General features: G+C 69.7%; 1 pseudogene. It reads right to left on the bottom strand.

Going from position 1 to position 307, the window contains the following annotated elements:
• Positions 1-78, bottom strand: a pseudogene (locus ABD323_RS44580) (ATP-binding protein); the annotation flags it as partial.
• Positions 79-307 lie beyond the last annotated feature (229 nt).

The following is a 307-nucleotide window of genomic DNA, read 5'->3' as shown; positions in this document are numbered from 1 at the left end:
CGAGCGAACCCACCGGCGCGCCCGCCCGACCTCGGCCGGGTCCGCCTGGACCGCCAACTGGACCTGAAGTACCTGCACCGCTCCACCACCCGCACTCGCAGTTCGAGGCCCGGTCGGACCGGCCATGGCTCCGTCACGAATACGCCTCAGAATGATCCGGCAGGACGGTCGCAGCAAGCGCTTCAGGCATATTCCAGCGATCGGGGGACAGCGCAGTGCATACTGTCCCGCTCACTCTGGCGAGCGTCGCACCGGCGATCGTCCGGCCACCCGCTCCGACCGTCGGAAGGCCAGGTCGGAGCGGGTG

It is taken from the genome of Kitasatospora nipponensis (assembly GCF_039528135.1).
Lineage (GTDB): Bacteria > Actinomycetota > Actinomycetes > Streptomycetales > Streptomycetaceae > Kitasatospora > Kitasatospora nipponensis.
Note: the sequence above shows the minus strand (reverse complement) of the source record. Positions and strands in the feature narration are given on the sequence as shown.